The following is a 23,904-nucleotide window of genomic DNA, read 5'->3' on the forward strand; positions in this document are numbered from 1 at the left end:
CCTTATTCACCCCTCTTCACATCTCGTTTGCCCACAAGTACACGCACGATAAAGGGTAACACCCGCGCCAGGGCCGTATCATGGTCCAGCGGAAGAGCAAAAGCGCGGAAACCGTTCGCCCACAATTGTGCTAACAACCACTCTCGCCTGGCTGGCCACGCGTCTGGCAAGGAAGCGTGTGGCACAGAGACGTGCGTGCCGCGTAGATGCGCCGGAAAATCTGGTACGGGCTCCAGCGCGTAGTCAGGTTGCTGGAATTGGGTAGCCTGGTAGTGCTGCACGGCTCCCATGAGTCCCATGCTCAGCGCCTGCGCGACATCACAGTGGGTACTATACGCGATAACCTGCTCCCCTGAGCACGTCGCGAAGGTAGGAACGCGCAGGGTGCCTGTAACATCATAGACGGTGATCTGCTCTCCAATCGTTTGGAGAAGACGATGGAGATAGGCCCCCTCTGGCGTCAGAGACACTTGCGCAAGATCAACCTGAGGATACGCCCGCTGGGTATCCCGCACCTGTTCTAGCGTAAGATAGTTACACCAATCCAGCAGAGCCTGGCAGATCGCTTCCTCCCAACTCATCCCCGCTGCACAGCCTCGGTCTTTGCGGTCAGGAGCCAAGAAAACGTATCTGGCAGACATAAGCACCGCCTGCTGTGTCCGCAAGTCCAATGCCCAGATCCACATCTCCTCTTCTACTACAGGGAGGGAAGATATCTCAAGCAATTGATCGCTCGTAATGGTGGGGCAAGAGGACTGTTGTGGAACTGCTGCAGAGGAGAGCAAGCGGCGTCGATCTACCATAGAAGCAGCATAGCGCGCGCACGCCTTTTGCGCGGCCTGTACACAGGCGTCTTTTGCCTGCGTACTTAACGCGACGACACTGAACGGTTCGGACGAGATCTGCCGGGGCAGGGGATTGGAACTATGGACTTGATAAACCGCCAGCGGAGCCTGGGCAAAATCACTATACTCAAACGCGGTAAAAATGCCGAGTCTCTTGTCAACGCATCCGCCAATATTTTCCAGCAATGCCTCCGGGTCGGTTGGTTCCCGGTTCTGCAGGCTTTGCATCTGCTGCAGGAACTGTGATACGCCTGGAACGGCTGGTTGCTGACAGGCCAGACAGTGAGGATGTGGCAGAAACGTGTGGCTCTCTCCCTCAAATGTTGCCAGATCAAACGTGCTTAACCGGGCAGCGATCTCGGGGGAGCCGCTCTGCGTCACAGATTGAAACAGGGTAAAGATCAGCCGATTGGCAAGCATGGTAGATCCCGCTGCGGTGAGCAAGTGATGAGGCACGGCCAGCGGCTGATCCTCAAATTCATAGTGTGAGGGTTGTGATGAAAAATAGCTCAGGTTGGCTTGCAGGCGTCGCCAGGCACACTCCCAACAGTTCTGGGCCTCTGGACTCACCAGCGGACCGAGCCAGGCACGATCATCGACGACCACCGCCTGCATGAACGTTTTCCTTTGCTCAAGGCACAACCGGTTTAGCAGGAGCGCACGCGCCAACATCGGTCGCTCAGAGACATGCAAGAGGGCATCATAAGCCTGGATCGTATCGCGCACTGCGGACTCCTCGTTCCAGGAGGGAGTAGCAAGAAAACGCACCGTTTGCTCAGGTGCGTTCTCGGCGGAGAAATCAAGCATCATCTGGCGAGCATCCGCCCCAACCGCACCCTCTGGCGTAATCAATACGTCGATCTTTTTTACGCCACATTGGATGCTCGCCTTTATCAGCGCGATGCAACTGGCGCCAGAACCGATAAGGAGCAATGGCTGCCGGCAAAAACGTTCAAAGCGCGAGGCTGCTGACGGTTTTCGAGCAGCGAGAAAAGCAATGTCGAGGGCAACGCTTTCCAGCTTTGAGGAACGAAGCGTATGTGGTTGATCCTGGCTTGTATCTGTCAGAAAATCATGGGCCAGTAATTTCTCAAGCAAATTCGTAATCATGCGCTTTTTAGCTGTGTCCAGACCGTCAGTTAGCTCTTCAATAGAAACACTTCCGTCGAGCATGGGAACGAGGCGTTCAAGCAGAGCAAAGAGGCTTTTGCCCTTGAGGAAAAGGCGGCTGCTATTTCCGCGTAGATAGACACCATCGGGCATCGGAATAAAATATGTATCGGCTCTCCATTTTGGGTGCATATTTTGCACGAGCATAGAAAACTCTCTCCTGGAGAAAAACATTCCAGATAAACAGAGCTTCAATTCTGAATGCGAGGATGTATAGCAAAGGAAAAAAGGGAGAGCCGATCTAGCCGGCACACAAACAATCGGCTCTGGCCCTCTCTGTCCCAGTAACCGCCGCATGAGCAGTTACCAGGCAAACAGCTGCATTAGTAAATAGCAACCACGACAGAAGCTATGTCAAACGCATAAATGGCCATAACCATAACCATAGTTGCAGAAACCAACATTGTTGCAGAACCACCCCCCATAACCATAACCCCAGGAACCACCACCGCAGTTACTAGCGCTGGTGCCACCCTGAATGAGTTCAACCTCTTCCAGGCTTTCATCGGTCAGGTCAACAAAATCAACAAATTGCTCGGAGAGCTTCTTTTCGGGTTTCATAATACGCTTTCCTTTCCGTGCAAAGCACGTGACGCATTAATTCCGCTTGTTGAAGTTTCCTTGCGTTTGTTTTTGCGGCTATCCATCTATCTTCCGCCCATAATAAGAGCATTATGCTCTTATTGTCTTATTATACATATGCGCAATATTTAATCATTTTAAATATTTTTTTATCTAAGGGAAGGGTCATACCCATCCCCTTCTCTACACATGGTGACATGAAGCAACGCAACTAGCCACACGTGTGGTATCCCGTTGTCGTAAGCACTCCCAGTCACCGGAAGCGACAGGTGGAATGCTTCTGGTGACCGGGAGTGGGTTCTCCATGATGATGATCCCGTTACGCATAACCCCTACGCACTCTGGGCCACGCCCAACTGCAATGGGCGGACCGAGCACCGCATTGGTATTGCTAGTGCCATCGATTACAGAAACCGTGTGGTCACCAGGTGTTTGCCACATAGATTCTGAATGTATATCAGACAGGTAACAGTTTTGAGAAAGAAGGAACACCCCCCAATCCCTGACGCCTGCCAGAAAGAGAGCAGTAGAGAAGTGCACCTTTACAACATAATTTCTCATAAAGCATTTATAATACCTTTATTATAGAATAAATAACTTTATATTTGGAATATTATGCGAAATATGTTATGCTTATTATACTTCAACTGGCCTACACACTGAAATATGGCGGCATCGTAGTGAACTCATCTTAAGCGCTGGTCACCGGTAGTGAAAGAGAACGGTAAACTTGTGCCACCTTACCCCTCAGGCATTTCTTGGTCAGGAACCCTACAGATTTCCAATAAGTTCCGAATAGCACATTTCACTATTGTGCAGGTGATGTAACCTGAAATATCTCGATTAGCATAGGAGGTTATCATTATGGCATTCAAAGTGCACCAGATTCAGAGTTACAACTATTCTTTTGATGCGCGAGTTGGAGGTCCGGGGAGATTACAGCTCTGGGGGCAAGGCCCGACGACAATTCCGGTAGCGAATGTCACTTTTGTCGAGGACACTTCTCCCGTTCCTGAGCCGATCCTCTCCTCCGACCTCAATAGTGCTACCGTATCCTTTAAGCAGGGGGCACTGCCCGGCCTGATTGATATGCTGCGGAATGCACATCAGGTACGGGTAACGATCAATGATCAGTCACCTGGATTTGTCTTTATTCACACGGAGCAGGAGTCGGCTGGCAAAGAAAACAGCTGACAGGGGAAACCATTCCACTCCAGAATGCTCTATCAAGGCGCATCTGTGCTCGTTGCAGGGACGCAACCTGTAAATCCCACATTTATAGCATGGAACTTGTTGATAGCGCGGCAATGACCACACCCATGATTAAGGCAAGGAGCGCAAGAAGCGTGAAGAAGAGGGAAGATACCCACAACTGTAGTACGCTGCTGGTGAGAGCCAGCACGAAAATAATCTGGAGCAGGCGGCGATCGCCCGAGCGTTTCTGGTTTGTTGACCACCATAAAAAGATGAGCGCCATTCCGGCTAGCAGCATGCCGAAAAGCAGGTTGGGCAGTTGGGAGTTATATGCACCCTCGTCCCAGTTTTGCAACACACTTGAGAGGGGAATCTGGGGAACTCCTTTGGCAACGTAAAAAACGGTGCAGAGGACAATGTTCATAAGAAGCAGAAAACGATCGCTTCTCGTCAGTGGTCGCGTTAATCTGCCGATGCTGATGATGGCGAGGATGACGAAGAGGAGCGCCGCGATCTGATACCAGGTGATCCCAATACCTCCAATAGCATACAGGATCGCCGGCGTTGGGTCCGTCAGACCATAGAGCCCTATCAATAATGCGCATCCGCTGGCTGTTGACGCGATCAGCATATGCTCAAACCATACGGGCACGTGCACAAGCCAGGACGCACGCTCACTAATCAGCGTAGCAACTCGCTCAATCTGTGTGATCTGCCGTGCCAGAGGCAGAAGCAGCAAGGCAAGCACACCGATACTGCCAGCGAGCATGAGCCAGGTCAAACTACCAGCGATACTATTGTTTAGTGTAGAGAACGTTGCTTGCAGCTCAGGAGTCTGTGTCAGCAGCACAGAACTCTCCCATGGGAACACCTGTAGCTGCGCGCAGACAAGCGCAGTGAAAAAGAGCATAACATGATCCCAAAAGGTAAAGGTGCCAGAAAAGCGTGTAAATAGCCAGCGAATAAGCATCAGAACGCCTGCTATTATCAACCCATAGATGACAATCTGTGTTGACGAAAGCAGGTCAGCGATCGTCCAGGTCAGTGTAAATGTGCTATACGGTCCGTAGGGGAGCGCTACCCCATCCCCCAGGAAGTTGAGCATGCCAGCACAGACGAGAGCCAGGATCAACAATGGCAGACGATCTATACGCGCGAAACGGTGCAGAATAAAGAGGGAGATCGGAAGAACGATAGCGACGACAAAAATAATTATGTTGTTGATAATGGCGATATTGTCCCTGGACTGGAAAAGGGGGCCTGCAGATGAAAAAGCATCGTTGATCTCCTGCGTTCCATAGACAAGCTGGAAGGCTCCGTACACGAGCGCGACCATACCCAGGGCGACGCGGTCAAACCAGATACGCTCTGGCGTTGAAAGCAGCAGGACGAGCACAGCAACGCAAAACAATATGACCACGAGCGTCGTATTGATTGCGCTATAGGTACTGGCTGATATACCGGTCTGGAGATAGGGGAGCGACGGCAACTGTTGCTGCGCTCCATACACATACTGGAGTAAAGCGGCGGACCCCACGATGGTCGCCAGTGTGACCCGGCTCTGCGCGGTCACGCGTGCCGCTGGTTGGAAGCATGAGAACAGGGCGGTGCCAATAATGGATATACCCAGCAGTTGGTAGAGCATAATCTGAGAGAGTGCTTGCTGTACCGTGGGTATGGTTTGCAATGCCACACAGGCGAGAAAAAAGGCCGGTATGGCTACGCGGAGGAGGCCACGCAGTACCGGATCATGCTTGTCTGTTAGCCGTTGTTGGACCAGACTACAGATACATAACAAAACGAGCGATAGGCTAAGACCAGTAAACGCAGAGGAGCCTTGAGAAAACTGAAAGGCGTAGATGCCACCTCCAAGCGCGCAACAGAACAGTAGTATCAGTAGTACGAGCGAACTGGCCAAGCGCAGGCCAGGCAAGAAGGTAGCAAGGATCGTGCTCCAGCGCGCCTGCACAATATTCTGAGGTCCGAGGCGCTTATAGTATTCGAGCAGCCAGAAGAACGGGTCCAGCACACGGCGCGGACTGGGCGCCAGCCTGTTACCATCGGTAGAAAGCGGATGCCCGGTCGCTGACATCACGGTAAAGCGGGTGTCGATGCCGCGATCATCCAGCATATGCAGCATAGCCGCCCCACCCTGTACGCTCTTTTCCACCCACAGTCTGGTCGCATGGCTGATCACTTCCATCTGTTGCATATACGCGTCAAGCTCTGCCTCGGACAGAGTGAAATTCCCCTTTAACGACTCATAGACGGTGTCCTGGCTGAGGTAATCGCGCAGTTCGGGGGCCAGATCAGGGATGATGTCGGCTTTGCTGAAGACGATAATCAGCTGACGACGCTCGCGGGCAAAGTTCACCCGCCGCTCCTCCAGGGAAGTGATGTAACTATTGACCAGGTTATCAACGCGCATTTTATCGCGCAGTAAATCGGGCAGGCTGAGCAGCATAATGGTGACCGGGGTGTGCTGCAGGAAGGGAATCTCGGCCACATCGATGACCAGCCTACCGAATTGCTCACCGGCGTGATCCATGACCACCAGGAAGCGTGAACCCCAGCGCACCATATGCTTGAGGGACATAATATAGACCTCGTTCTGGTCGCGATCGCGTTTGGGGGTGCTGCCGGGAAGAACACCTTCGACGCGTTCGGCCTGCAGCACGTTTTTGTGCTCGACATCGAGCTGGGTGATGGGCTGGGCGTAGAAGCCAGCGGCGCCCCAGGCGCGATCCATATCATAGAGATGCAGACGCAGCATATCCAGAAACATGGTCTTGCCGGCCTCGGTCAGCCCGAACAACTGCACAAAGACTGGCGGCGCATCTTTGCATCCACGGATATATGCCAGGGGGATCGTAAAATGGCATTCCTCGCAGGGAACGTCCTGCTTGACCTGCGACCTGATGGGTAGACGGTGCAGACAACGTGGACAATAAACATACTGGCCTTCGATAAAATTTAGAATTTGATTGAGCATAACATCATCCCTGATCGTGTTCTGTCATATAATTTATTTACTTATCCAAAAAACTGAGTGCGCGGTACAAGCCAGGACAGTGCCGCTGAGTCGCGGAATAAGATCTTAGAGATTATTTCGTTTATAGTATTCGAGTACCCAGAAGAACGGGTCCAGCACACGACGCGGACTGGGCGCGAGCGTGTTTCCACCAGGAGTAAGCGGATGCCCGGTCGCTGACATCACGGTAAAGCGGGTGTCGATGCCGCGATCGGCCAGCATATTGAGCATGGCTGATCCGCTCATAACTTTTTCTCTAACCCATTGCCTGGTCACATCACTGATATGTGCCATTTCTTGCAAATAATTGTTCACCTCTATTTCGCCGAACTGGAGACGCTGCCGCGGGTCGCATAATGCTGCATAGATAGTGTCCTGGCTGAGGTAATCGCGCAGTTCGGGGGCCAGATCAGGGATGATGTCGGCTTTGCTGAAGACGATAATCAGCTGACGGCGCTCGCGGGCAAAGTTCACCCGCCGCTCCTCCAGGGAAGTGATGTAACTATTGACCAGGTTATCAACGCGCATTTTATCGCGTAGTAAATCGGGCAGGCTGAGCAGCATAATGGTGACCGGGGTGTGCTGCAGGAAGGGAATCTCGGCCACATCGATGACCAGCCTACCGAATTGCTCACCGGCGTGATCCATGACCACCAGGAAGCGTGAACCCCAGCGCACCATATGCTTGAGGGACATAATATAGACCTCGTTCTGGTCGCGATCGCGTTTGGGGGTGCTGCCGGGAAGAACACCTTCGACGCGTTCGGCCTGCAGCACGTTTTTGTGCTCGACATCGAGCTGGGTGATGGGCTGGGCGTAGAAGCCAGTGGCGTCCCAGACGTGGGCCATATCATAGAGATGCAGACGCAGCATATCCAGAAACATGGTCTTGCCGGCCTCGGTCAGCCCGAACAACTGCACAAAGACTGGCGGCGCATCTTTGCATCCACGGATATATGCCAGAGGAACCATAAAATGGCATTCCTGGCAAACGATGCCCTTATCTACTCGGGAGGGAATGCGAAAACGCCTCAGGCATCGCGGGCACTGGATATTTTTACCTAACATTGGAAGATTAACCCCCTTGATTTTCTACCTGGAATACAGTGGATGATGATGTAAAGCATGCACAAACTCGGCTGCAACATTCTGGCTCGCGTCTACCGCTTTCACCAGGCTGCGAACAATTCTGGAGTTTTGCAGGTACTCAACGCGCCACACGCATCGACCTTGCAGCAAGTTACCCGCCTGCTGGTGCAAAAGAGCGTTGACCAGCATCTGAAACTCTTCATCACTCAATTGCAGCCTGCGCGTTGAACTCGATTGCGACTGGCGCGCGGCTTGCGCTGTGTCGGACGGTAGCGGGTCCTGTACTGGCTGCACCCCTGCCAGGAGCTCATCCAGTACCTGCGGCAGCTCACCTGTTTTCAGCAGAGCACCCACGGCTACATCTTGAGCCTGGGGTTTATCATCGCTCGTGGAAAAAAAAGGCGAGCGTGCTTTCATACTTGAGAGTAGGGTCTGCGGACGTGCTTTTGCTTTCACATTTGCCAGCAGGATCAGCGGCATATACGTAGCCTGCTCCGAAAATGTGAGTACACTCTCCCACTCTTTCCATTCCGGTTGCTCGTTGAGTAGCCAGTAATAGACGATTTTGGCCAGCGTGATGTGAGCCAGCATCTGGGTATCGCATGTCTCCTGGGCCGCGATACTCAAAATTGTTGGGAGCGGCTCATAGATATAGGTATGTAGCGAAGGCGCGAGGAGTTCAGCGATATGTCCGGGCAAAACCGTCGCCAGAGCTTTAGCCAGCCTGGTGGTAATAGCCCGGCTATTCAGGTTGTAAAATGTATTTAATGCGCGCTTGCTCAAGGGGAACGCAGGCAATGCGCGGTGTGCAGTGAAAACTTCCGCCACTACCTGTGCTGTATATAGGTCTTCGTTTATCTGAGCATCGCTCTCAGTGTTTTGCAGCGCATAGGCAAACCACGTAGTATACAGAGATCGCTCATCGCTTCCCTTGAGTGACACAACCTTGCGTTCGGCCAGCGGCATCGATATAAAGCTGCTATTGCCGATCGACCGGGTTCCCCCGACGATCCAGAAGTTGCCCGCGGGAGGCGTGCAGTGATCAACAAAGGTATCAAAGGTGCAGGCAACGCGTTGATCGGCGGGTAACCATGCCAGCATACAGCTGAGCAGTTGAAAGATTTCTTCTGGATCGGCCGCGATCATCAGGATCGATTGCTTTTGCTCGTGCAGGTTGGGCGCGGCCACGCACAGCAGGTAGAGGTTCCATACTGACCATTCCGGCGGGTACATTGCTCCTGAGCGGATCGGTACCACGAGTTGCGTGGGAGGTGGATCTTTTCTGAGATACGCAACGAGTTGCGCGACGTCTGTTGTCAGTAGCTGGTTGTTTTCCGCCGCCGCGAAGATAGCAAACGGGTCATTTCTCACTCGCGCGAAGTGTTCTCGACTGACCACGAGGGCATGCACAAGGAAAGCGTCGCGTTGATTTTTATCGATCACCTCCGGATCTGGCGAGGTCAGGGGGACACTCCGGGTGAAAACCGCCTGGCCCTTCTCTGTCCAGAAGAACTGATGACGGCGCACGGGCTGCTTACCAGGTTGGAAACACTGGACATACTTCTCGATCTGCGCCGTTTCCGCGCCCAGCGAGGGTGATTGATATACGATTTGATATCCGCTATACCCCTGGGGTGAATACGTTCTTTCAACGCGGGTAAAAATGACATGTTCGACAGCAATCTGTACCTCTGGCATTATGGGCATTCTGTATTCCTCCGTACTACACAAAATCATGGGGCATATGCAAAAGTTCTCCGACAATTTGTGAGGACCTCGTCTCCGCATCTTTGACAAGTTCCTCCACCTTTTGTGCTCCCAGTTCCTGGCGCAGGGATGCGAGTAGCCAGTCCGGAATGAAGGTATCGCGGGTAGTGTGTTGCTTCTTAAATACAGCTCGGGCAGCAAAGAAGCAAGCAAGGCCAGATATGTATCCCTGGGTGCGCGACGGTTCTTGCTCGGGAACATAGATGAGCAACCAGCGTCCCAGGTTCCGGAGCGTTTTCTCTTCCTGCCAGCGATCACCGACTGCGCGAAAAATATGTATCGCTTGCACATAACAGGCCAGGGCCTGGTCTTTTTTTGCGCGATCATATGCTAGAAGAACGCCCAGGTTATTCAGGACCGTCCCCTCGCCCCGGCGTTCACCAAAACCACGGAACTGTTGCAGAGCTTGCCAGTAGTTATTGTGAGCTTTTTCGTGCTGGTTGAGGGCCATGTAGACATCGCCGAGATTGAGCAGGGTCCAGCCTCGTTCCTCTGGTTGATTGTTGCTTTGATGGGCCGCCAGCGCCTGCTCATAGCGGGCAAGGGCTTCCTGAAAGAGTTCGCGCGCCTGTGCTTTCTGTCGGCGCTGTTGGTGTTGCCGTCCCCGCTCATAGAGGAGGCGACCCATGTTGTTGAGTGTAATCCCCCGCTGGGGAAAATGCTTGCCTGCCTCTTCACACAGTACCCACGCCTCGCGATAGCACTGCTCTGCGAGCGCCTCCTGATTGAGGGCGCGGTATACCATGCCCAGGTCGTTCAACGCTTCGGCCAGCACAACCGGCTGCTCTGCCTGGCGTAACAGAGGCAACGCACGTTCGTAGTACAATTGCGCTTCGTGCTTGTTGCCCAGCGCGCTCTGGATAGACCCCATTTCGTGGTTGACCTGCCCTGCGGTTAGAGGGGCCGCGTGCCACTTTTCGGCGGGCAGTAAAAGTTCATACAGCTCCAGCAGCAGGCTATTGCCTCCCCAGCGGTGGAAATAGAGGAAGAGTTGTTCGCGGTGTATCAGCTGATACGCTTCAGCGGGTTGATCCGCCTGGCAATAGTGCCAGGCGGCTTCTAATATCAGACGGAAATCGTTTATGTGGGGTTGTGACATGCGCCTGGTGGCATCGGAGAAGCGTTCCTGGTAGTAACTGGCCGCGATTTGATGAACCTGGCGCCTCTTCTCCGCGTCGAGGCCAGGGTCGTTCTCATTCTCCCAGGCCTGGACAAAATCACGCAGCACCGGTTGCAGGCGATACTCGAGGTTGCCGGTGGCCTGGAGAAGATCCTGGTCGAGCAAAACGCGCAACACCGCACCGGTACGGCTGACGGGCATCGTGATCCTGCGGTGGACGATGCTCTGCGCCGCCTGCAGGGGCACGGCCAGGCGATAGATCGCAAAAGCCTGCAAGAGTTCGCGCTGCTCCTGGTTTAATTGTTGCGTATAAATATATTGCAGGATGTTTTCAGCCATGTCGTTGACCCAGAGTTGTTTGTACGCGAGATCTTGCAACAGGGTCGCCAGCGATAAGCTGCGATTCTCTTTGAGAATATCGCGCAGCAAAGCCAGTGCCAGGGGATGCCCCTGGTAAGAGGCGACGACCGCGGCCAGGTCTTGATCCGTCTCCGCGATGTTTCCCAGGCGGAAGAGTTGGAGACCTTCTGCCACGGTTAAACCGGCAGGGACGAATCTCTGTACATAGGCGTCCAGGTGCTGCTGCTTGCCATGTGGGTAGATGCGGCTGGTGAACAGTATACGGCTGGCGCACGGCTGGGTATTGAGCAGCTCAAGCCATTCGCCAACGCCGGCATGTTGTGCCAGTGGATAGCGCGTCTGCGGGTCCAGCCAGTGTTCAAGCTGATTGATGATTATCAGGCGTGGTTGTGGGTTGTTTTGCACGAGCTGCAGCAGAGCCGCAACGAGATCGTAGACGGACATTGTCTGCAGCGCTGGTAACGCTGCGCCAGATGCCTCGCATAGTGTTATTAGTACCTCCTGCAGGCTTGTTGTCGCGTCGATATCGAGCCAGAGAGCAGGGGACAAAAAAGGTCCGTGCCCGGCCCGGCGTTGTTCCTCGACAAAGTGGCAGACCTGGATCGCCAGAACCGACTTGCCCAGGCCGCCGATCCCGGTCAGCACCAGGGCACTCGTGGTGGGGCTGGTCAACTGCTGATAGATGTCGACCACGAGCTGTGGTCGAGGAACACTCGCGGACGGATGCGGCACTGGCGGTTGCGTTCTCAGCCTGCGGGAGATGATTGCAGGTGGCACCTGCTGCACGTGCGCGACCAATCTGTGTATGCTCCTGGCAATCTCGTACCAGCCTTCATCGCGCGGCCTGTACGCGACTACCGGTTTACCATCGGCCGGTAGGGTGGGCAGGTGTCCAAAAGGGGCGTCCTGCCAGCCTACGGTCGGGCGCAGCAGCACTGGTATTACCTGCACATCACCATGTGCTTCCCGCGCCATGATGACGGCCATCTGTTGATTCCAGAAGCGAGAATCTATACAGTCGGGGCTGACCAGCAGGAGGATCAGCTGCGCGGCGTTCAGGTGGTGCGTGATCTCCTGCTCGCTTTGTTGCCCTCCCAGAACGTTCTCATCAGACCAGAGCGTGATCAAGGCCTGCCTGACCAGAGGGCTGAGGGCCGTAATTAACGAGCGGCGCAAAGCTTTCTCTCTTGGGGGCACGGAAGAGATAAAAACGTTAATACTCCCGGGTGATGGCCAAACCTGTTCCATCATCACTCCTCGATGCCCAATGCACGCAGACGCTTGCCAACAGCCGTGCGCTCGCTTTGTATCCGCTGCCGCCATGTACGCCAGAGTGGCAGCGACTGTATGACCTCGTCCAGGTCTTCGCTCTCGGCCAGCGCCTCATCCAGGAGCATGCGAGCTTCTTTGAGCCTGTGGACCTGCTCGGTATATGAAGTCTGACCACGACTGAGTTGCAATGCCAGGTCGGCGGCGTCCATGGCCTCCATGATAGCGAACCAGGCGCTGTCCGTCTCAAGATCTTCGTTTGCCTCATGGTCCTGTCCCCGTACAGTGTCCCCCAGCGTTACCGGGTCCGCGTGCAAAAATGCATCAAGCAGCAGAGGATAGATCTGCGCTGTAAGTTGGCGCGCGTAAGTTGAGCCGAGTTGTTGCTTTAGCAGGTTTTTGATCGCGGTACCCAGCAGCGCGGCCCGCAGGCGGTCCTGTTCTGTCGCACTGATAAACAGGGTTGTGACCATGGCTTCCATCTCATCCAGGTTGAGTACAGGAGAGAAGGTGGGATCGTGTAACGATTGTTGGATACGCTGGACCGCCACGGATGGAATACCCGCCAAATCGGTCAGTTGAGTCATATCCAGGTCGTGCGCGGCAAGAATATGCACGAGTTCGTGCGCGAACAGGTTTTCGGGTTGCTTTGAGCCCATTGTCATTGAGACCTCCATGCCTTTGCTCTTTGCCTGGCTTGCCTTACCGGGTTACAGCCTGGCCGGTGTGATACCTCGGCGACCAGCGTGTCACAAAGAAAATCGTCCTTATTCGATGATGGTTGGTATATCTTATTGAGCCCGGCGTATCCAGCCTAACCTTCTGAAAAATGTGCTGGTTATGCTGACCGGGCCAGCGCTTTTGGGTCAGAAAAGCCATCCCCTCCTCCTTTGAACTCCAACCCCTGGTCCACAAGTCGGATCGGCAGAAAGCCTGGATGGCTTCTTCCAGTGCTTGTACCAACCGCCCACAACGTACCGGCATGCGGCGTGCAGCCATCTACCCAGGTATCAAACGTGCAGGCCGAGCGATCATCAGGTGGAATCAGCATACATATGACATTCAAGAGATTGAAGATTTCATCCCGGTCGTCAGCCTGCAGCAGCAGCGAGCGTCCTTGCCGGCTCAATAAAGGCGCCTGCATGCCCAGGTGGTAGAGCCGCAATAGATCTTCGGACCGCCAGCCCTCCAGCAGGTCATTCACCGCCGCTCGTTTGCGCAGTGGCACAGCCAGCATTTGCTCCGCGGCTCTCGCGCGCAGATAGTCAACGAGCCGGTCTGCGTCTTCCGCGAAAATATCGTTATTTTCCGCCGCATCAAAGATCGCAAAGGGATCATTACGAATGCGCGCAAAATCCGCTCTACTCACTACCAGGGCGTGAGCGAGAAAGGCATCGCGCTGCGCCGGGTCAATCACCTCCGGATCAATTTCAGCGAGGGGGACGCTACGTGCCAGCACCGCCTGGCCCTGCTCCGTCCAGAAAAACTGGTAGCGGGCGCTTTCCTGTCTACCGGGCTCAAAGCATTGCAGCCGTTTTTCTATCGCAGTGGTATCGTTTCCCAATGCGGCCGATTTATAGGCAATTTGATAGCCACTAACATTATTGGGTGAATAGGCTCTCTCCACGCGTGTAAAAATCACATGCTGAATCTGTAAATCAGGCATGCAGCCTCCGCATCAATATATGCATCTCTATCTATAAAGCATGATTTTACTGTTTTTCATGCATATACTATCGTCATAGTGCACTATTGCCAGAGAATTAAGCGAAACCCTACCGTTTTCATGCGTATCCCGTTTCTATCATTAAAGCGGGTGGGCGCTGTATCGCGCAAAGGATTATTGAGGCCGCCGGCGAAGCGCCTGTTCGGTTGGCCCCAGCAGCAATACGAAAGGCGCTGTGAATCTTCATAGAGGAGCTCAAGTACACCCAAACGCATAGCCATCTGATCGCATAGAAAATGACCTCCGGATAACTGATCTTTCTCTGCGAGCAGCACATGCTCAATTGCCTGGATTAACACGCGGGCGCGCTCGTTCAGTCCGGATAGATGAAGAACCGCGTCTACAAACGCAGGGTCGGCCGGCCAGCGTCCCAGTGTGTTCAGCGCGTTTTTCCATTCCTGCGCAGTCGGAAGATCGGAGCCGTGTCCGGCCCACTCGGCATAGCGCCGGGCCTCAAATGGCAAAAGGCCAGTCATAAACGCCTGCCAATAATTTGTGACGCCAAGATTGCCCGCGGAAATCCTGGGATTGTAGTGCCGTAGCTTGTCCTGGTACCAATCGTTATCGTAGGCGCCCGTATCCACCAGAAAATATTCGAACTGGATCTTTGTCACTGGCAACCAGAGCATCTTAAAGGGCAGCCCGGGCACTTCTATGACTGGAAAACCAGTTTTATCCAGAGAAAGATTGAAAGGCACAGTCATGCGAAGTTTATTCCTTTCACAGCTTACGTAGACCTCTACCACCAGAATCCCGCAGAGGCTTTTGTCTGTTACCTGTACATTACTTGCGCGTTTCTTACTGAAGAGCCCCCAGTTTTTATGGAAAAAACTGTTTCTCTTTGCTAGAGAGACAGGGCAATTTACTCCATCCCTATATATTATTTTACTTGTCTGGTATAATATAGTAACCATAAATGGTAGATTTCGCAAGATATTTCTCTTGCAGTAATCAAAAGTATGGAAAACTTGCAACAGGCCCGCAAATAGGATAGATAAGATAGAGAAGAAGAGAGGTTTGTTGAGTGGGCTATCTTTATTTGCGTTTCCTGGATTAGATAATCGAGAATTGCTGCTGGTAGGGCGTCCACCATAGGTAGAATGTAACTGGGTAGGTCATGGATGATTTCATTCTTTCGATAAGGAAAGATTCTGCCGGATTCATTATCCGCGCTTCAAGCGGCGAGCAGGCGCCTCTGGCATTCAGTTCGTTACCCTCGGCGGTTTCCGCTGCGCCAGGCCACTGGCTGTATCAGCAGATCTTCACAGGTCCTATTTTGAAGCGGTATCAGGAGCGTATACCAGATCGCCTCCTGCTCTATCTCCCTGCTGAATTGTTTGACTGGCCCTGGTCGCTGCTGCACGATGGCGTGTGCGCGCTTGCTCTGCGCCATCCAATTGTGCTGTTGCCCTCGGCGCGCCAGAATCATCCTATGCCGGCGCTCAGATTAGAGCGAGGGCCGCTGCGCCTCCTGCTGACGCTGGCGCCTGGTGAGGAACAGAGCGACATGGGCGCTGCGATCGTGCGGATGGTAGATGCGCTGCACGAGCGCCACGCAGACCGGGTGTTGGTGACCCGGGTCAGCCAGTTGGACGCCAGGCGCCTGCATCGAGCCTTTCGGGATGCGTCGATGCCCTTTCATCTCTGGCATCACATTGGCCCATGCCGTCCGGATTTCGCATTGGTGCTGACGGATGCCGCTCCAGGGGTACATAATCTGAACTTTTTGTTGGATATGCAACCGGGTATGCGTTGCTTTGTGCTATCAACACAGCAGGAGGCACCAGCCGCTTCTACGCTCAGCCAGCTCAACGTGCCTTTTTTGCTTTGCCAGTCGGCTCAGACCAACCCGACACCTGAACTTTTGCAGGGCTTTTATAATCGGCTGTTGACGCGCGATCTGGCGGTTGCCTGCACACTGGCATGCCTGGAAAACGACCCGGTCGAGGCCAAAGATGAAGAGAGGTCCGAACTGATCATGCTGGCACAGACGCCTGAACTGCATCTAGGGCCCATACGTGTCTCCAGGCGCCGGCCCAGGAAATCTTCAGTTACGCGCACCCGTGTCAGGATACTGGTCCTGAAGGCGAACCCGCGTCACCGCGATCAGACCCGAGAAGGGTTGCGCATCGACCACGAAATGAAAGAGATCAAATTCGCGATGCGCGAGAACTGGCGTTGCTTTGATTGGCGCGATGAGAATGTGCGCATACAGGATTTTTCAGGCTATCTTTTGAGCCATCGTCCCGCGATCCTGCATTTTTCAGGCCATGCCCTCCCCTCCGGGGAACTGGCCCTGGAACAGTATACGACCCTCAGCGAAGCGCGTGGTGGGATGCACGCCTCAACGGGATTGAGCGCGGAGCCAGACCTTATTCCATTCTCAACCATTGCTGGCATCCTGGGCAGACACCAGGATATGTTGCGCTGCGTCGTCCTCAACGCCTGCTACACAGAGCCGCTGGCTGAAGCCATCTGCGAGTACATAGATTGCGCGATTGGCATACGTGGAACTATCAATGATGGCCTGGCCGTTCAATTCTCCAATCTCTTTTACCAGGCTCTGTCCTATGGAGAGAGCGTGGGCCAGGCTTTTCACAAGGCATGTGATGAAATTTCTCTCCGTCACCAGGCCACGCAAGCGGAAATTTTTCACCTGAAATGCAAACCCGGAGTAGATCCCGATTCGCTCTTTTTTGTGCACACAGAGGAAGATAATATATGATAGAGACGCCAGAGCCCGGAGACCAGGATCAGCCAATACCGACTGTGGAACCGCTCCAGGGCAATGCGCAGCACGGCACGACTCCCCGGACTGAATCCGATCAGCCTCCTGCTGTGAGACCACAGCAGTCCTTGGCAGAAGAACAGGAACTTCCCCCACAGCCACTGCCTGTTGACGAGTTAGAGGACGATGATGAGAAGGAAGCGAACAACCAGCCAGGCTCTGAAACGGATCCGCAAGAAATGGGGCATCAGGATGATCGGGCCACGTGGCAGGAGGACGCCAGTTTTCAGCAGCAGCAGTGGATAAAGCAGCGCGAGGATGAGCGCCTGGTTGAATTTAGTCGGCAAAACATTACGCTGCAGCGCTTTGAGCCTCACGACTTCAAGCTCGTCAACGATCTTTTTGTTGAACCGGAAGGGTATCAGGACTTTGAGCGGCACATCAGGCAGTCGACCGACCATATCTTCATTGTTGCCGGCCAGGAACACAGTGGTAAACTTATGACAGCTCTGTACCTGGCGTTACACCTCTGGCCCCAAAAGGCGCTGGATGTATATCAGTTTGTTGATCCCGGCAAGCGAACTCTGGTTGAAATTATTGCCGACGAGCAACTTCCTACCAATGCCGTCATCCTCTTTGACGAGGTCTTTGATAAAAATCAGATCAGGCTCGACGATCTGACTAATCGTTTTATCCATCTCAATGAGAACCTGGCCAATCTGACCAACGTCTGGTTTATTTTTACGGTGCTCAATGGTCCACATTTAGCAGAATTGCAAATCAAAAACTTTCCTATCCTGCATACGACAGGCGTCAATTGCCGGCTCGTGATGGAGAAACTGATCGATTCTTTTTTTCCGGAAAAATTTTCCTTCGGCAACGAGCGGGCTGAACTGCTGGCAGCCCGGGAGAAGCTCAATCCGCATTTAACTCCCTCGGATCTGTATCACCTGTTTGAGAAGAAGGATATGGATCTAAAAGTCCTGATTTATGAGCTCACTAAAGAAAAAGATCAGGAGATCAAGGCGCCGCATACCTGGTTTAACGAATTAAAACCGATGAACTATCAGCTATATGCCCTGCTGGTGGTTCTTTTCGATAAACTGGATATGCCAATGCTGGAAGAAATATATACGGAAGCGACGAACGCCTTGAGAAGGCAAGGCATGGATGGTGCGGACGAATTTATTGATCCACGGCGCATTGGCACCCACCTGATGCATAGCAAACTGGACATCCAGGTGCGCTTTAATATCCTGGAGTTCCGTAATCGTAAGTATCGCCAGTATGTCGAGGCCCAGGTTGAAAATTTTCAACGGCTCCTCTGGTCTTTAATCGATCCCGACGATGCCTCTACCTTTACAGGCCTGCTTGGCACCATCCATCATTTAAGCGAGTATGATCTCCAGCTGGCGAGGCGTGCGGCCAGCGATGCGCGCTATACAGCCTCCAGTGATCGATTACGCCAGCTGCGCTACGCGATCGCGGTGATGATTGCCCAGGTGGGGGTCTACCATCTCACAAAACTGCGTATCCTGCTGGAGCAACTGGTGGGCGATAAACGAGCCCCGGTCTCGCTCACGGCCGCTTTTGTACTGGCCGAAATTGCGCGTCGCGGCGAGCATTTCGATTTTATCGAGCAGCTTTTGCGGGCCTGGTGCCGCAGTCAACGCTTCGACCAGATGTGGGCGGTCGCTGCCAGTATTGCCTACATCTACGAAGCTATTGCCCGCACACTGGAAGATGAGCACATTACTTTGAGCGGAGAGGATGAGCTGGAAGAGGAGGACGATACTGATCTGCGGGGACGTCAGGCCACGATGATGCAGGACCAGAAACAACGCGGGAAAGCCCAACTGGCAACGTTGCGGAATATCCTGACAGAGCTGGTTGAGGTCCATGGTCGCTTTGGTGAAGAGGCGATCAATGAAGAGCAACGTAACATGTATGCCGCGTACCGGGCACGCCTCAGGCAGGAAGCAGAAACTGCCGTGGAGCCTGTCACGGACAAAGGCCGCCTCTTCAGAAACCTCAGCGAGATCGAGCAGGAGCAGTATCTCAATGGTCTCTATGCGCGCCACAAAGGCGCCATTGATGAAGCCATTCGACGCGATATTGGCGTGCTAACCAATTCCTGGAAAAATCAGATGCGCATGGTTCTGGTGCAAACGCTGGGACATATTGCGCAGATGTGGCCGCGCGATATCACGCGCTTGATCCGTGTCTGGCTGGATCGTAAAGATACCAAGAGTCCTCTCTGGCAAATCGGACATATGGCCCTGAACTATCTTTTTCATACATCAATCAGCATCAAGGATGCCTCACTGCTGGAGCAATCGGCATACCCCCTGCTGGACCTGGTTCCCATGGCAATGCGTACACACATCATGACTCTGGAGGCTTTTCTGCATGATGTGAATTTTCTTTTGCAGTTCGAAGATCTCATGGAGAGCGGGACCGCGGATATCCATGTGGAGGTGGGCAAGTTGCTGGGGGATGATCCCCTGGTTTATGCCCTCTACGCTATTCAGCAGTGGTACGAGAGCCTGTCGCACCTGCCAGTTCGGGAGGAGCACACCGCAGATGATCGTCAATTCGCGGCCGCTAAAGAGGATGAACTGGCAGAAGACGAGCTGGCAGAAGCTGGCGAGGCAGAGAATCCGCACCAGAAGAGCTGGCAAAAGGCTGTCTACGCGGTCCTGTCACAAGCCATGAACAGCGCGGCCCAGGAGGAGCGCCGCAGGTTGCGCAATGTTCTCTTTCTCTGGATCAAATCTGGCTACCCCGTGCTCAACCGCATCGCGCGCATCTTGATCTCTCATTCCTACGTCATGGATGGGATTGTGCTGGACCTTCCGGCCAGTAAACGAGCCGGGGTTGTCGTCGTTGATGGCGGCCAGGCATCGCGTGAAAACCGTGAGCGCATCTTCTATCTGCTGCAGAACATCTCCGCCATCACCCCTGTCCACCTGCACTGGCTGGGTTATACTGGTCGCAGCCGTTTTTTGAGCAGCGACAACCGGAATGCGAATGGGCAGGCGCGCAGCGACGATGGGATTACCTCTTTTGGTCCGGATGATTTGCAACTCCGAGGAGCCAATCGTCCGTCCCTTCTGCTGCCAGTGATGATTCCCAGCCTGGGGCAGGGATACGCGCCAGAGCAGACGTACTTTGTAACGGTTTTTCATACCGAGCCAATTCTGGACCTGGCGGAATTATACCGCAATGCCACTGATGCTACGCAAGGACCCAAAGGCAATATCTTCAAGGAGCATCTTCAGCGCCAGAAAGCGACCGCAGCGTCCACCAACCAGTCCTGGCGGGGCAAAGTATATCTGCTGTCACCTACGGCGGAGACGGCTCTGCCCGCCTCACTCGCTGCTCTTCTGACGGTTGTACGCCCCGAAAGCCTGGACGCGTTGGAGGAGGAACTGCGGCGGAAGGTTACCACAACGTTGCGCGCCTGCCCGTTAGAGGATCTCTGGCGTGACTTGCGCGCATATATAGGAGGGCCCGTGGTTGAACCACGCTCGTTCGAGAGTCTGCGCGGCGAAATTGAGACCTGGTTAGCGCAACTTTCGGATACCAGTGCTCTCTACCCTGATGTCTCGCTCTTTATTCTCTGGACGATCATGCTGCGATCGCGGGAAAACCTGCCTGAGGCCATCCATCTGGTTGAGCATATGCTGCGCGAGAAGGCAGAAGGGCGCGAAGATAAAGCGACGAAGAAGGCCAGAAAACTCAGGCAGCAGATGGGTATCGCCTGTACGCGTATGCTTTTTTACTTCTACGGAGTGGATAATCCAACCCTGGCGGCCAATACGTACGGAGCCCTGCTTGGCCTGCTGCCACAGGTCGTGGCCTGCGCCAGTTCGTATACAGAGATCGCGCCTGTGCTCTCTGTGCTTTTCCAGCTCGCCAGGGCGAGTGATTGGCTCCAGCTCTTAAACGAGAGTGAGGGGGCACTCTTCGAGTGCATCAGCAGAATTCCTGCCAGAGATATCGCTCCTTTGCGCGACTGGTTGAAGTATGATTATCAATTGATCGCTATGACCCGGCTGTTTATTGAATTCAATCAATCTTTCAATGCCTTTCGTGCCTTTGGTGAAAATGTTTCTCGTCGTTACCTCTCGTCGCAACCGGCTCGACCTGCCAGGAAAGGGGCGCCTGCACCTACGGAGATGGACAGCAAGTTCCTGGCCATTCTGCCCTCCAGTGACGCGCAAGAAGAGAACGCTCGTTACCAGTGGGCGCTCCAGCAAATCGAATTTCAGCAGGCCAGTTTACGCGATCCCGACACCAGGGCCGCTACCCTGGCCGGCCTGCAAAATCTGGAAGTATTGCTTAATCACCTGATGAATGCACTCCAGAACCGCCTGGATGGCACCATTGAGCGCTTGAAACAGGGCGAATACTATGGAATCGTGCTGGTCGAAGCGCATAACAAAACCGCTGTTCGCCAGGCTAACCTCGTGCTTGATGAGTTTGTCAGACAGCGGCGGCTGGGCAGAGGCCAGCGTATCACGCTGATGTTACAGCGGCTGGGCGAGAAAGAGATTCGGGCAAAGGTACGCAACAATCGCCGCAAAATAAGCGAGCGAGAGATCAGCGATCGGCGTAAACACCCGCAGCTAATCGGTCCCCTGCTCGAACGCTATCCTGCCGAGCAGGTAGACTTTGTGCTCATTATCACGGCTACGCCCGTGATTGATTACGATGATTGGGTCGAGCAGGAGCACTGGGCGTCGCGTTTGTGGGTGGCCCGGATTGGCGGATGGCATCCCTATCGTGGTGAGATAGTTGCCCTGGGAGAGAGCACGCAATTAACCCTGGAAACTTTACTGAAACGACCTGGAGGAGAAAGAGAAAGCTATGATCATGTGTCCCTATTGCCTGACCATGCAGGAACCGCAGCAAACCAATCTGTGCAATAACGCGGATTGCGGGGAAAAGCTTCCGCCCAAGTACGTTGAGTGCGCGCGAAACGGTAATGTGATGTGCCTGGGCACGTTCGGATTGCCATCCCATGGGAAAACGGCGTTACTCTCCAGCCTTATGCAATCCGCCCAGGGGGTGGCAAAAATTGCCCTCGGTAGTTATGTGCGCCCACTCGATGACGCCACGCAGAAAAAGCTGGCCGAGTGGTCTGCGCGCTATAAAAGCGGGAATGTGAAACTGCCAGCGACACAGCCCAGTACACAGCCTAAACCGCTCCTAATAATGAACAATAAATTTTTGATTGCAAACTCGACGACGATGGTAGCTTATGATCTGGCCGGTGAAGTGCTCGACAAAGCTGGTAGCCAGCCAGAATATGTACGTGCACTGCACCAGGTCAACACCATCTGGTGCGTGGTCAGCCTGGATGACCTGGTCAACAAGAATGAAGCGGGCTATTCGCTGGATAGTTTATTTACGATCTACCTGGATGCTATGTCCGAGCTGCATATTCCGATTCGCGACAAAAACATTCTGGTCGTCTACACCAAAGCAGATATCCTCCTGGGTATGCGACCCGGATTAGAGCCGCTGCCATTTGACGTCGTCGACTATCTGTCGGCTGATCCTTACGATCAATTGCGAGAAAAGCGTGGTTCCGAGCTACCGGCGCTGGATGAAGATGCCTACTTTGCAAAGATGTGCGAAATATCTGACATCTTGCGAGACTACACGATCGAGTTTGTCGATGGGGGCGGTGCTTTTGTCAATATGGTCCAGGATGCCGGCGCGCAAGTCTATTTTACGATCAATTCTGCGTATGGTAGCAACATGGATGCGAGCGATACCGTCTTGAATATCCAGGTGCGGGCCATTCGCGTACTTGACGCTTTAATCTGGGCCATCAAGCTTGATCGACCACGGGCCGCTGAACAGGAAGTAGCTCTGATCGTGCCTGCGACGATCGGGAGCACGGGTCTGGCCAGCCAGGAGACGATTGTACGCTTTTACGATGAGTTGAGCGCGCATGGAGGCTATGTTGCGACGTACTATCCGGGGCAGATCGAGCCGGCATTTCCCCTGGGCATCTCACCGCAGGGGATTCAATCATCTTACCACTTGGCGCTGATTGGTCCGATCCTGGATAATCTTAAACCCGGTACCGCTGTTGTCCTTCTTGTGAACGATACGCTGCCCCTGGACTTTGTTGATCTGTTCTCCACGCACTGGATGGAAAGAGTACTGCTGGTCGTTGCTCGCAGAGAGTTGGTCGCGACCTGGCTACCTCATCGCCGGATTTTTACGCATAGTGGAGAAATAGCTCCGGCTGCCAGTGCCTTCCTGGAACATGTAATGGCGGGGACGAAAAAACCATGATGAGCACGCTGTCTTTCCGTGTCGATCCGCGAACCCATTTTCCGCTGGTCGATGTACCAGGGCAAGGGTTCGCGCTTTTCTGGCTGCCCATCACTAAAATCCAGATCGAATACTTTTTGTGTGAGACGATTGATAGCCGGTTTGATCGCGCCTGGTATCGTGAGCGTATGCGCATGAACCCACGCCTGACACCCGAGGAGCTCGTCGCCCAGAATTTTTTGTGCGCGTTTCTCACCGGTATCACTCTCTCTGAAGCGCGCGCGGTCATTCACTGGTACGGGCGAGGTTTTGACCTGCCCACCGTTGAGGAGTGGGGCAGAGCCTTACAGGCCTTTGACCAGTTGGAGGCGCACCCTGCTTTTATCGAGCAGATCATGGCCCTGCCAGGACTGCATCCACGCGCCAGGCACTTGCTAGAGTCCTGTGAAAAGATCTTACCGGCGTATCAACGCCTGCGAGACGGGACGGAGCGCAGGCTCTCGCATCAGCTTATGCTGCGTTCTGGCATGTTAGAGTACGTATACCAGGATACTACTTACAACCGCTGCAGCGCCTGTGGGGTGCTGCCCCAATCAGGAAGATCCGGCACAAGCATGCAGGAGATCTTCCATCCCCTGCGCCACTCCGATATAGGCGAGCGCATGTTGCAACTGGGGCTGCGTCCTATACTACGTGGTCCAGTATGAGTTGTGGCAACGCGCAATGCAT

Annotated in this window: 14 protein-coding genes; 5 read left to right on the forward strand and 9 right to left on the reverse strand. The window is 53.9% G+C overall.

Going from position 1 to position 23,904, the window contains the following annotated elements:
• Window positions 1-2: 2 nt before the first annotated feature.
• Entirely contained in the window at window positions 3-2,162 is a 2,160-nt protein-coding gene (locus tag KTT_RS26390; protein WP_160146150.1) for a TOMM precursor leader peptide-binding protein, read from the reverse strand.
• Between the two features lie 207 nt (window positions 2,163-2,369).
• The gene (locus KTT_RS26395; protein WP_126600443.1) at window positions 2,370-2,576 is read right to left on the reverse strand and encodes a hypothetical protein; all 207 of its coding nucleotides are present in this window, start codon (window positions 2,574-2,576) and stop codon (window positions 2,370-2,372) included.
• Window positions 2,577-3,461: 885 nt separating this feature from the next.
• Here KTT_RS26395 and KTT_RS26400 point away from each other — a divergent pair.
• A complete protein-coding gene (locus KTT_RS26400; RefSeq protein WP_126600445.1) occupies window positions 3,462-3,791 on the forward strand; it encodes a hypothetical protein in 330 nt (109 codons plus the stop codon).
• An 82-nt stretch (window positions 3,792-3,873) separates the two neighbouring features.
• Here the strand turns inward: KTT_RS26400 and KTT_RS26405 are convergent, their stop codons facing one another.
• The 7 genes from KTT_RS26405 to KTT_RS26435 all read right to left on the reverse strand — a co-directional run bounded on the left by KTT_RS26405 (window position 3,874) and on the right by KTT_RS26435 (window position 14,857).
• Window positions 3,874-6,783, reverse strand: a complete 2,910-nt coding sequence (locus KTT_RS26405) for a hypothetical protein (RefSeq protein ID WP_126600447.1) — start codon at window positions 6,781-6,783, stop codon at window positions 3,874-3,876.
• A 105-nt stretch (window positions 6,784-6,888) separates the two neighbouring features.
• Window positions 6,889-7,794, reverse strand: a complete 906-nt coding sequence (locus tag KTT_RS26410) for a TRAFAC clade GTPase domain-containing protein (protein ID WP_126600449.1) — start codon at window positions 7,792-7,794, stop codon at window positions 6,889-6,891.
• 120 nt (window positions 7,795-7,914) lie between these two features.
• Window positions 7,915-9,618 (reverse strand): hypothetical protein, encoded by a 1,704-nt coding sequence (locus tag KTT_RS26415; RefSeq protein WP_126600452.1) that lies wholly within the window; start codon window positions 9,616-9,618, stop codon window positions 7,915-7,917.
• 16 nt (window positions 9,619-9,634) lie between these two features.
• Window positions 9,635-12,409 carry a tetratricopeptide repeat protein gene (locus tag KTT_RS26420; protein WP_160146151.1) on the reverse strand — a complete coding sequence of 925 codons (2,775 nt, stop codon included), beginning with the start codon at window positions 12,407-12,409 and terminating at the stop codon, window positions 9,635-9,637.
• Window positions 12,409-13,092 carry a hypothetical protein gene (locus KTT_RS26425; protein ID WP_126600456.1) on the reverse strand — a complete coding sequence of 228 codons (684 nt, stop codon included), beginning with the start codon at window positions 13,090-13,092 and terminating at the stop codon, window positions 12,409-12,411. Before KTT_RS26425 ends, KTT_RS26420 begins: the two co-directional genes overlap by 1 nt.
• A 173-nt stretch (window positions 13,093-13,265) precedes the next feature.
• Window positions 13,266-14,093, reverse strand: coding sequence for a hypothetical protein (locus tag KTT_RS26430; protein WP_126600458.1), 828 nt, complete (start codon window positions 14,091-14,093; stop codon window positions 13,266-13,268).
• A gap of 83 nt (window positions 14,094-14,176) precedes the next feature.
• Entirely contained in the window at window positions 14,177-14,857 is a 681-nt protein-coding gene (locus tag KTT_RS26435; protein ID WP_160146152.1) for an SUMF1/EgtB/PvdO family nonheme iron enzyme, read from the reverse strand.
• 413 nt (window positions 14,858-15,270) lie between these two features.
• Between KTT_RS26435 and KTT_RS26440 the strand changes: the two genes are divergently transcribed.
• From KTT_RS26440 to KTT_RS26455, 4 genes are read left to right on the forward strand one after another with little or no spacing between them, the layout of a single operon-like run.
• The gene (locus tag KTT_RS26440) at window positions 15,271-16,878 is read left to right on the forward strand and encodes a CHAT domain-containing protein (protein ID WP_126600462.1); all 1,608 of its coding nucleotides are present in this window, start codon (window positions 15,271-15,273) and stop codon (window positions 16,876-16,878) included.
• Window positions 16,875-21,815: a hypothetical protein gene (locus tag KTT_RS26445; protein ID WP_126600464.1), complete on the forward strand. Its 4,941-nt coding sequence runs from the start codon at window positions 16,875-16,877 to the stop codon at window positions 21,813-21,815. Before KTT_RS26440 ends, KTT_RS26445 begins: the two co-directional genes overlap by 4 nt.
• Window positions 21,754-23,196: a hypothetical protein gene (locus tag KTT_RS26450; RefSeq protein WP_126600466.1), complete on the forward strand. Its 1,443-nt coding sequence runs from the start codon at window positions 21,754-21,756 to the stop codon at window positions 23,194-23,196. Before KTT_RS26445 ends, KTT_RS26450 begins: the two co-directional genes overlap by 62 nt.
• Entirely contained in the window at window positions 23,193-23,882 is a 690-nt protein-coding gene (locus tag KTT_RS26455) for a hypothetical protein (protein ID WP_126600468.1), read from the forward strand. Before KTT_RS26450 ends, KTT_RS26455 begins: the two co-directional genes overlap by 4 nt.
• Window positions 23,883-23,904: the final 22 nt, after the last annotated feature.

This window comes from Dictyobacter aurantiacus (assembly GCF_003967515.1).
In the GTDB taxonomy this organism is placed as follows: Bacteria; Chloroflexota; Ktedonobacteria; order Ktedonobacterales; family Ktedonobacteraceae; genus Dictyobacter; species Dictyobacter aurantiacus.

Excerpts from the sequence above, each read along its gene's own strand:
- KTT_RS26390 (WP_160146150.1), bottom strand. The coding sequence starts at position 2,162 with ATGCTCGTGCAAAATATGCACCCAAAATGGAGAGCCGATACATATTTT.
- KTT_RS26395 (WP_126600443.1), bottom strand. The coding sequence starts at position 2,576 with ATGAAACCCGAAAAGAAGCTCTCCGAGCAATTTGTTGATTTTGTTGAC.
- KTT_RS26400 (WP_126600445.1), top strand. The coding sequence starts at position 3,462 with ATGGCATTCAAAGTGCACCAGATTCAGAGTTACAACTATTCTTTTGAT.
- KTT_RS26405 (WP_126600447.1), bottom strand. The coding sequence starts at position 6,783 with ATGCTCAATCAAATTCTAAATTTTATCGAAGGCCAGTATGTTTATTGT.
- KTT_RS26410 (WP_126600449.1), bottom strand. The coding sequence starts at position 7,794 with ATGGTTCCTCTGGCATATATCCGTGGATGCAAAGATGCGCCGCCAGTC.
- KTT_RS26415 (WP_126600452.1), bottom strand. The coding sequence starts at position 9,618 with ATGCCCATAATGCCAGAGGTACAGATTGCTGTCGAACATGTCATTTTT.
- KTT_RS26420 (WP_160146151.1), bottom strand. The coding sequence starts at position 12,409 with ATGATGGAACAGGTTTGGCCATCACCCGGGAGTATTAACGTTTTTATC.
- KTT_RS26425 (WP_126600456.1), bottom strand. The coding sequence starts at position 13,092 with ATGACAATGGGCTCAAAGCAACCCGAAAACCTGTTCGCGCACGAACTC.
- KTT_RS26430 (WP_126600458.1), bottom strand. The coding sequence starts at position 14,093 with ATGCCTGATTTACAGATTCAGCATGTGATTTTTACACGCGTGGAGAGA.
- KTT_RS26435 (WP_160146152.1), bottom strand. The coding sequence starts at position 14,857 with ATGACTGTGCCTTTCAATCTTTCTCTGGATAAAACTGGTTTTCCAGTC.
- KTT_RS26440 (WP_126600462.1), top strand. The coding sequence starts at position 15,271 with ATGGATGATTTCATTCTTTCGATAAGGAAAGATTCTGCCGGATTCATT.
- KTT_RS26445 (WP_126600464.1), top strand. The coding sequence starts at position 16,875 with ATGATAGAGACGCCAGAGCCCGGAGACCAGGATCAGCCAATACCGACT.
- KTT_RS26450 (WP_126600466.1), top strand. The coding sequence starts at position 21,754 with ATGATCATGTGTCCCTATTGCCTGACCATGCAGGAACCGCAGCAAACC.
- KTT_RS26455 (WP_126600468.1), top strand. The coding sequence starts at position 23,193 with ATGATGAGCACGCTGTCTTTCCGTGTCGATCCGCGAACCCATTTTCCG.